This is a genomic window from Caulobacter sp., assembly GCF_017744445.1.
In the GTDB taxonomy this organism is placed as follows: domain Bacteria; phylum Pseudomonadota; class Alphaproteobacteria; order Caulobacterales; family Caulobacteraceae; genus Caulobacter.
Genome location: NZ_JAGIBH010000014.1, coordinates 121,721 through 129,972 on the forward strand (window position 1 = coordinate 121,721; position 8,252 = coordinate 129,972).

Sequence of the window (8,252 nt, forward strand, 5' to 3'; positions counted from 1 at the left end):
GCGCGCGGGTTAAGCCTCGCCACATGACGACCACCGCCATCCTGCCCGACGCCGCCGCGACCAACTGGGTCGACCGCCACGCGCCCGAGAACCTGCGGCCCTGGCTGAAGCTGGGTCGGTTCGATCGGCCGGCGGGGATCTGGCTGCTGATGCTGCCCGGCTGGCAAGGCATCGCCCTGGCCGCGGCCGAGCAGGGTCGTTGGCCCAATCCGCTGCTGCTGCTGGCGGTGTTCGTCGGCGCGGCCCTGATGCGGGCGGCTGGCTGCGCGTTCAACGACATCGTCGACCGCGACTTCGACGCCCAGGTCGCCCGCACCGCCATGCGCCCGATCCCGGCCGGGCTGATCACCGTCAAGCAGGCCTGGATGTTCCTGGTCGGCTGCAGCCTGGTCAGCCTGCTGATCCTGCTGACCCTGGGCTGGGTGGCGATCGGGCTGGGCGTGGCCTCGCTGGCGCTGGTGGCCGGCTATCCGTTCATGAAGCGGATCACCTGGTGGCCGCAGGCGTGGCTGGGCCTGACCTTCAACTGGGGCGCCCTTTTGGGCTACGCCGCCGCCACGGGTCACCTGTCGTGGTCGGCCGCCCTGCTTTACGCCGCGGGCATCTTCTGGACCCTGGGCTACGACACGATCTACGCGATCCAGGACATCGAGGACGACGCCCTGGCCGGCATCAAGTCGTCGACGCGGCGGCTGGGCCAGCACGTTCAGCTGGGCGTGGCCGGCTTCTACCTGGCCTCGTTCTGCCTGCTGGTCGCGGCCGGATGGGTCGGAAACATCGGCCCGCTGTTCCTGCCCTTGGCGGCCCTCTTCGCCCTGCACCTGTCGCGCCAGGCGGCCGCCGTCCGCGTGGACGACGGCCCGGCAGCGCTGAAGCTGTTCAAGTCCAACGCCATCGCCGGCCTGATCGTGTTCGCCGGCCTGGTCGCCGGGCTGTGGAAGCCGGGCGTGAGTTTCTAGAACGGACCCTGGCTGTAGACACGGTCCATCACCGTGTTCAGCTGGCGGATGCGGCCGTCATAGCTGCGCTTCAGGCAGGCCTGGTTGCCGCCGCACTGCTTGCGCGCCTGCAGCCACGAGCGCTGGTCGTCCATGATCGCCCCGCGACCGCCCATCGGCACCAGGTGGCGGGTGATGCCGTACAGCTGGTCCATCCGCACGTCCTGGTCGTTGAGGTCGCGGTTGGCGCAGATCGCCTTCTCGTCGGCGGTGCGGGCCTTGCGGCAGTCGAAACTGGCGGCGGCCGCCGGTAGGGCGGTCGCAGCGCAGACGGCGGTCAGGACGAGAGCGGGGATCAGGCGGCGCATCGAGGGCTCCAGAATGTGACGTCGGGTCATGCTGTCGGGTCTAAGCTGAATGTGCGATGATCGTTCCATGGCCGTAGCTCCCCGCGTCAAGCCGCAGGACCTGTTCACGCCCGACGAATGGACGCGAATTTCCGCGCGCTCGTCCTGGCGAGGCATCGCGATGGTCGCCCACGCCTGGGTCGTGATCCTGGCCGCCGGCGCGCTGTTCGTCGCCTTCCCCAACCCGCTGACCTACGTGCTGGCCGTGATGCTGATCGGCGCGCGGCAGCTGGGCCTGGCGATCCTGATGCACGAGGCCGCGCATGGCGGTTTGCATCCCAATCTCAAGGTCAATGACTGGCTGGGCGAGTGGCTGTGCGCCGCCCCGACGGGCGCCTCGCTGGCCAAGTACCGCCCCTATCACCTGACCCACCACAAGTTCGCCCAGCAGGCCGAGGATCCGGACCTGATCCTGTCGGCGCCCTTCCCAACCACGCGGGCGTCCCTGCGGCGGAAGATCGTGCGGGACCTGACGGGGCAGACCTTCTTCAAGCAGCGCTTCGGCCCGCTCCTAGGGAAGATGAGGGGCGACGCCCCGAAAGGCGCGATCTTCGCCGGCGAGGTGTCGCGGCAGAAGCCGTTCCTGCTGTGGAACCTCGCCATCCTGGTCGTGCTGTCGGCGTTCGGCCTGTGGTGGGCGTGGCTCGCCCTCTGGATCGTGCCGATGGCGACCTGGTTCCCGCTGGTCACCCGCCTGCGCAACATCGCCGAGCACGCCCTGGTGGCCAAGGACGAGCCCGACCCGTTCCGCCACGCCCGCACCACCAAGGCCAACTGGCTGGAGCGCGCCCTGATCGCGCCCTATCACGTCAACTTCCACGCCGAGCACCACATGTTCATGCACACCCCGTGCTGGAACCTGCCGATGGCCCACCGGCTGCTGGAGCAGAAGGGCCTGACGTCCGGAATGCTGACCGCGCCGGGCTATCTGACCGTGCTGAAGGCCGCCTCGAGCAAACCGGTCGCGGCTTGACCGCCCGCGTGCTCTAAGCGCGGCATGATCGTCCAGACCCTGGAAGGCCGCCGGGCCTTCATCCGCGACAACACGCGCTTCCAGCCGACGCCGCACGCGCCGGAGCTGTCGCTGCATCTGGCCAACGAGATCACCCCGATCTGGCAGCTGACCGAGGAAGCCCTCGAAGAGATCGGCCTGCCGCCGCCATTCTGGGCCTTCGCCTGGGCGGGCGGCCAGGCCCTGGCGCGCTACATCCTGGATCATCCGGAAACCGTCGCCGGCAAGCGGGTCATCGACTTCGCCACCGGCTCGGGCATCGTCGCCATCGCCGCGATGAAGGCCGGCGCGACCAGCGTGCTGGCCGCCGATATCGACATCTTCTGCGAAGCGGCCGTCGGGCTGAACGCCGAGGCCAACGGGGTCGAAGTGGCTTTCACCGACGTCAACCTGCTCGACGCTCCGCCGCCGGAAGCCGACGTCCTGCTGGCCGGCGACATCTGCTACGAGCGGCCGATGGCCGAGGCGGTGATGGCCTGGCTGCGGCAAGGCCGGGCCGCCGGCGCCAGTGTGTTCATCGGCGATCCGGGCCGCACCTATTTCCGCAAGGACGACCTGGTGAAACTGGCCGAGTACCAGGTCGAGACCACCCGCGAGCTCGAGGACTTCGCCGTCAAGCGCACCAGCGTCTGGACTCTGCCTTAGCGGCAAACTAGAACAATTAGAGAACGTTTCTTCAGGAGACCACCATGCGCGAGGACGGCAAGATCGACTATATCGAATGGCCCGGTGGCGACCTGCCGGCGACCAAGAGCTTCTATTCGGCCGCCTTCGGCTGGAGCTTCGTCGACTACGGTCCCGACTATGTCGCCTTCGAAGGCCAGGGCGCCGACGGCGGTTTCGCCAAGCCGCAGGAAGGCTCCAGCGACCGTCCGCTGGTCATCCTGTACGCCAACGACCTGGAAGCCATGCTGGACAAGGTGACCAAGGCCGGCGGCGTGATCACCGCCCCGATCTTCAGCTTCCCCGGCGGCCGCCGCTTCCATTTCACCGACCCGTCCGGCAATGAGCTGGGCGTGTGGAGCGCGACGGGGGTCGAATAGCACCCCTTCTCCCCTTGCGGGAGAAGGTGGCGGCGAAGCCGACGGATGAGGGGTTGAAAGACCTGTCCGGACAGCGGAGCGCGACCCCTCACCCGGCCCTGCGGGCCACCCTCTCCCGCAAGGGGAGAGGGATACCCCATCAAACCGTCACACAAGCTTCGTAACGTCCGCCTCCTGACGATTGGCCAGTTCGGGCGGGGGCGGGCATGGCGGACAAGAGCTGCGGCGGTTGCGGCATGTGCTGCAAGCTGATGGGCGTGGAGGCGCTGGCCAAGCCGCCCCATGCCTGGTGCGGCCATTTCCGCAAAGGCGCGGGCTGCACGATCTATGCCGAGCGCCCGATCGCCTGTGCCGACTTCGCCTGCTATTGGCTCAAGAGCGAAGGCCTGGGCGAGGAATGGCGGCCGGACCGCGCCCGCTTCGTCCTGCACCGTGAGGATCAGGGCCACCGCATGGTGGTCGAGGTCGATCCGGCGAGCCCCGAGGCGTGGCGCAAGGCCCCCTACCACGCCACCCTGCGGGCCTGGGCCGCGCGGGGCGCCCGTGACGGCCTGACCCTGAACGTGCTGGTCGGCCAGCGCGGCTACGAGATCCGTTCCGACCGCGATGTCGATCTCGGTGTCGTGCGGAGCTTCGCGGCATGACCGACGCGGCGCTCTACGCCCAACCCGCCGCCGGCAAGACCTGCGGATTCTGCGGCCTGTGCTGCAAGGTCCTGGCGATCGAGGCGCTGGACAAGGCCGACGGCGTCTGGTGCTCGCACTTCCGGAAGGGCGGCGGCTGCGGGAACTATGAGCACCGCCCGACGGCGTGCCGGGGCTTCATGTGCCTGTGGATCACGTCCGAGAAGCTGGGTCCCGAGTGGCGGCCCGACAAGGCCGGCTTCGTGATGTACACCGACCGCGACGGCAAACGCCTGAACCTGGTGGTCGACGCCGGCAAGCCCGCGTCCTGGCGGCGCGAGCCCTACTATTCGTACATCAAGAACATGTCGCGCCGGGCGCTGGACGGCTACGAGCTGGTGGTCTGCATCGGCGACCGCCGCATCGTCGTCTTCCCCGGCGAGGAGATCGACCTGGGCGTCATCCCGCCCGACCGCAAGCTGGTCAGCGGCTATGTCGAGCGCGACGGGGCCCTGACGCCGTTCGCCATGGTGTTGGCCGACGCGGACTAGGCCCGCTCGAACTTTGGATGAAACTTCCGCGGCGCCCACGCGAAGTCCCGCATCGCGTCCGAGCTGTCGAAGGTCAGGTCCTGGCCCATCCGCGCACCCATGGCCGTGGTCGCGCCGGGATAGAACGGCTTGGCCAGGCGCATGATCAGCCCGAACAGCCAGGTCGGCATCGGCAGGCTGCGCGGGTGCTTGCCAAGGCCCTCGAACACCCGGTCGACCATCACCCGATAGGTCACCGTCTCGCCGCCCACCAGGTCATAGGCGCGGTTGCAGGCGGCCGGTGCATGGGCCGCGGCCAGGGCGCCGCCGGCCAGGTCGGCGGCGTGGACCGGCTGGCGCAGGCCCTCGCCCTTTCCCGACAGCGGCATGACGCCGAAGCGCTTCACCAGGCGGGCGATGCGGCTGACGTTCTCGTCGTGGCCTTCGTCATAGATCAAGGTCGGGCGCAGGATGGTCCAGGCCACGCCATGCGCGGCGCACCAGGTCTCGACCGCGTCCTCGGCGTCCGCCAGTTTCTGGGCCACCGCCCGCTCGCCGGCGTCCGGGGAGTCGGTCTTGGTAAAGCGGCTGGTCGAGGAGAACGCGATCAGCCGCTCCATGCCGCGCGCCTTGAGGGCCGGCAGCGCGGCCGGCAGCAGCCAGATCGGCGACAGCGCGAACACCGTCGCCGCGACCGGCAGGCGCTCGTCCAGGTCGGGGTCCTTCAGGTCGCCGCCGATCCAGCAGATGTCCTGCGTCGGCGGCCGGCGGCTCAGCGCCGTCGGGTTCAGGTCCTCGGCCTTGAGCAGGGCCAGCAGGTGGTCGCCGATCAGGCTGGTCGCGCCCAGCACCAGCACCGGCGTCTTCAGGGTGTTCTCGGTGTCCATTCGCAACATATAGTCGCGGTTCCGAGGGGTTGCCCATGACTTACGAAGACGTGAGGACGTTCGCGTTCAAACTGCCCGGCGTCGAGGACGGCACGGCCTATGGCCGCCCTTGCCTGAAGGCGCACGGCAAGTTCCTGACCCGCCTGTTCGAGGACGGGATCAGCCTGGTCTGCCCCGCCGTGCCGTTCGACGAGCGCGAGATGCTGGTCGAGGCCGAGCCCGACGTCTTCCACTTCACCGACCACTTCAGGAACTATCCCTACGTCCTGGTCCGCCTGCCGCTGGCCCATGCCGGAACGGTCGAGCGGCTGGTCACCCGCCAGTGGCGCGCCACCGCGCCGAAGAAGGTGCTGAAGGCCTGGGACGAGGCGCACGCATGAGGCTTTGGCGCATCCTGATCGCCGTCGTCGCCTGCCTGGGCCCCGTCCTGCAGTACGGCCTGATGGTCTATGACGAGACCCTGGTCTCGGCCGCCGTGAAATCGGTCGAGTTCTTCAGCTATTTCACGATCCTGTCGAACATGCTGGCCGCCGCCGCGCTAACCGCGCCGCTGGTCGCGCCGCTGGTCGCGCCGACGAGCCGCTTCGCGACCTGGGCCGAGCAGAGCGGTCCCCGCGCCTCGATCGCCACCTACCTGGCCATCACGGGCGTCGTCTATCACACCATGCTGGCGAGCCAGTGGAACCCACAGGGCCTGCGCCTGGTCGCCGACACCATCCTCCACACGATCACGCCGATCGCCTATCTGGTCGACCTGGCCCTGCGCGGCGGGCACGGCGAAGCGCGCTGGATCGCGGCGGCCAAGGCCATGGCCTTCCCGGCCCTGTTCGGCGTGTGGACCCTGGTCCACGGCGCACTGTCGGGCTTCTACCCGTACCCGTTCATGAACGTGGCCAAGCGCGGCTATCCGCCGGTGGTGCTGACCATGGTGGAGATGAGCCTGGCCTTCGCGGCCGTGGCCCTGATCTTCGTGTTCCTCTTACGCGTTCGCACCAGGGTGGTCGCCCGCGCGCCAGCGCCTATATCCGCCTGACCGTTTTCCCGGAGTCTCCCATGTCCAAGCTCGTTCCCGCCGTCCGCTCGGGCGACGTCCTGATGCCCGCCCTCGGTTTCGGCACCTGGCAGCTGGAGAACGGCACGGCCGTCCCGCTGGTCGAGAAGGCGCTGGAGGTCGGCTATCGCCACATCGACACCGCCCAGATCTATGGCAACGAACGCGACGTCGGCGCGGGGATCCGCAACAGCGGCGTCAAGCGCGACGAGATCTTCCTGACCACCAAGGTCTGGATCGACCAGTTCCGCGACGGTGATTTGCAACGCTCGGCCGAGAAGAGCCTCGAGAAGCTGGGCCTCGATCACGTCGACCTGTTGCTGCTGCACTGGCCCAAGCCCGAGGTGCCGCTGGCCGAGACCCTGAAGGCCCTGAACGAGGTGCGCTCGCGCGGCCTGACCCGCGCCATCGGCCTGTCGAACTTCCCCTCCGCTCTATTGGCCGAGGCCGCCCAGCTGTCGGAAGCCCCGATCGCCACCGACCAGGTCGAATTCCACCCCTATCTGTCGCTGAAGACCCTGAAGGCCAAGGCCGACGCACTTGGGACCTCGATCACCGCCTGGTCGCCGCTGGCCCAGGGCAAGGTCGCCAACGACCCGGTGCTGGTCGCGATCGGCAAGGCCCACGGCAAGACGCCGGGTCAGGTCACCCTGCGCTGGATCATCCAGCAGGGCGTCATCGCCATCCCGCGCACCAGCAATCCCAAGCGCATCGAGGAGAACTTCGACATCCTCGACTTCGAGCTGTCGGCCGACGAAATGGCCAGCATCCACGGCCTGGCCCGTCCGGACGGCCGCCTGGGCGACTGGCTGGACAAGGCCTACGCCTGGGACGCGGAATAGCGGGAATGACGAGGGCCGGCGGTTTGTCCGCCGGCCTTTGGTCTAGAAAGTCGGCAGCAGCTGACGGCGGCCCGGCGCCGGACGACGCAGGACGTTGATCAGGGCCGTGCCGCCCACGACGACGACCGCGCCGCCGCCCAGGACCAGCCACAGCACCCAGCCTTGCAGCTCCAGCAGCGCCAGACCGCGCGCGGCCAGGTAGCCCGGCGCCAGCAGCACGCCGACCCACAGCGCCGCCGAGGCGACATTGGCCAGCTGGAACACCCAGGCCTTCATCTGCAACATGCCGACCATGACCGGCACGAAGGCGCGTAGCGGGCCGAAGAACCGTCCGACGAATACCGAGACCACGCCATACCGACGCGCATAGAGGCGCGTGCGAGCCACCGCCCGGCGACGCGAGCGCAACGACGGGTGGCGCAGGGCGCGGGCGCCGACCTGGCGGCCGATCTGGAACGAGACGGCGTCGCCGATCACCGCGCCGGCGACACACCAGAAGAACACCTCGACAGGATCCAGCGCGCCGCTGGCGATCAGACCGCCAGCCAGCAGCATCAGCGCCGTCGCCGGCACGAACGCCCCGATCAGGAACATCGACTCAAGCAGGGTCAGGACTCCGAGAATCGGACCGGCCCAAGCCTGATGCTCGGAAACAAACGCGCTGACGGGGGAAAGCAAACTGTCCATGGGCTCCTCGGAACGCACAGATAGGTGCGCCCGATGCCCGCTATAAGGCGAGGAAGTGACCAGTCGACGAATACCGGTCACACTGCGACCAAGATGCCACTATGGGCGGGCGCGGCATGGTGACGCTGGCGGCCTTCGGCGTCACCACGAAGTCACCTCCTAAATCCCTCTCTCATGGAGAGAGGGAGGGGCCCGCGCCGCCAGGCGTGGGAGGGTGAGAGGGTAAGATGTC

12 protein-coding genes are annotated in these 8,252 nt (G+C 68.6%); 9 read left to right on the plus strand and 3 right to left on the minus strand.

Translation table 11 applies throughout. The annotated features are described in order from the left end of the window. The first annotated feature begins 23 nt into the window (after positions 1-23). Positions 24-959 (plus strand): 4-hydroxybenzoate octaprenyltransferase, encoded by a 936-nt coding sequence (gene ubiA, locus J7528_RS19450; RefSeq protein ID WP_291877831.1) that lies wholly within the window; start codon positions 24-26, stop codon positions 957-959. Here the strand turns inward: ubiA and J7528_RS19455 are convergent. Continuing rightward, positions 956-1,336 (minus strand): lysozyme inhibitor LprI family protein, encoded by a 381-nt coding sequence (locus J7528_RS19455; protein ID WP_291877833.1) that lies wholly within the window; start codon positions 1,334-1,336, stop codon positions 956-958. The genes ubiA and J7528_RS19455 overlap by 4 nt on opposite strands. Before the next feature lie 37 nt (positions 1,337-1,373). Between J7528_RS19455 and J7528_RS19460 the strand changes: the two genes are divergently transcribed. The 5 genes from J7528_RS19460 to J7528_RS19480 all read left to right on the plus strand — a co-directional run bounded on the left by J7528_RS19460 (position 1,374) and on the right by J7528_RS19480 (position 4,574). After that, positions 1,374-2,318 carry a fatty acid desaturase family protein gene (locus J7528_RS19460; protein ID WP_291877835.1) on the plus strand — a complete coding sequence of 315 codons (945 nt, stop codon included), beginning with the start codon at positions 1,374-1,376 and terminating at the stop codon, positions 2,316-2,318. Positions 2,319-2,342: 24 nt separating this feature from the next. Beyond that, on the plus strand, positions 2,343-3,002 hold the full coding sequence (locus J7528_RS19465; protein ID WP_291877837.1) for a methyltransferase: 660 nt from the start codon (positions 2,343-2,345) through the stop codon (positions 3,000-3,002). A gap of 44 nt (positions 3,003-3,046) precedes the next feature. Beyond that, positions 3,047-3,400: a VOC family protein gene (locus J7528_RS19470; RefSeq protein ID WP_291877840.1), complete on the plus strand. Its 354-nt coding sequence runs from the start codon at positions 3,047-3,049 to the stop codon at positions 3,398-3,400. Between the two features lie 206 nt (positions 3,401-3,606). Then, complete coding sequence (locus J7528_RS19475; RefSeq protein WP_291877842.1) at positions 3,607-4,044, plus strand: YkgJ family cysteine cluster protein; 438 nt, start codon at positions 3,607-3,609, stop codon at positions 4,042-4,044. Then, positions 4,041-4,574 carry a YkgJ family cysteine cluster protein gene (locus J7528_RS19480; RefSeq protein ID WP_291877844.1) on the plus strand — a complete coding sequence of 178 codons (534 nt, stop codon included), beginning with the start codon at positions 4,041-4,043 and terminating at the stop codon, positions 4,572-4,574. Before J7528_RS19475 ends, J7528_RS19480 begins: the two co-directional genes overlap by 4 nt. Here J7528_RS19480 and J7528_RS19485 read toward each other — a convergent pair. Further along, on the minus strand, positions 4,571-5,440 hold the full coding sequence (locus J7528_RS19485; RefSeq protein ID WP_291877845.1) for an NAD-dependent epimerase/dehydratase family protein: 870 nt from the start codon (positions 5,438-5,440) through the stop codon (positions 4,571-4,573). The genes J7528_RS19480 and J7528_RS19485 overlap by 4 nt on opposite strands. A 29-nt stretch (positions 5,441-5,469) precedes the next feature. Between J7528_RS19485 and J7528_RS19490 the strand changes: the two genes are divergently transcribed. The 3 genes from J7528_RS19490 to J7528_RS19500 are packed head-to-tail and all read left to right on the plus strand — an operon-like array spanning position 5,470 to position 7,333. After that, a complete protein-coding gene (locus J7528_RS19490) occupies positions 5,470-5,820 on the plus strand; it encodes an MmcQ/YjbR family DNA-binding protein (RefSeq protein ID WP_291877847.1) in 351 nt (116 codons plus the stop codon). After that, complete coding sequence (locus J7528_RS19495; protein WP_291877848.1) at positions 5,817-6,473, plus strand: Pr6Pr family membrane protein; 657 nt, start codon at positions 5,817-5,819, stop codon at positions 6,471-6,473. Before J7528_RS19490 ends, J7528_RS19495 begins: the two co-directional genes overlap by 4 nt. Before the next feature lie 20 nt (positions 6,474-6,493). Next, positions 6,494-7,333 carry an aldo/keto reductase gene (locus J7528_RS19500; protein ID WP_291877850.1) on the plus strand — a complete coding sequence of 280 codons (840 nt, stop codon included), beginning with the start codon at positions 6,494-6,496 and terminating at the stop codon, positions 7,331-7,333. Positions 7,334-7,375: 42 nt separating this feature from the next. Here J7528_RS19500 and J7528_RS19505 read toward each other — a convergent pair whose 3' ends face one another. Further along, positions 7,376-8,020 carry a DedA family protein gene (locus J7528_RS19505; protein ID WP_291877851.1) on the minus strand — a complete coding sequence of 215 codons (645 nt, stop codon included), beginning with the start codon at positions 8,018-8,020 and terminating at the stop codon, positions 7,376-7,378. Positions 8,021-8,252 lie beyond the last annotated feature (232 nt).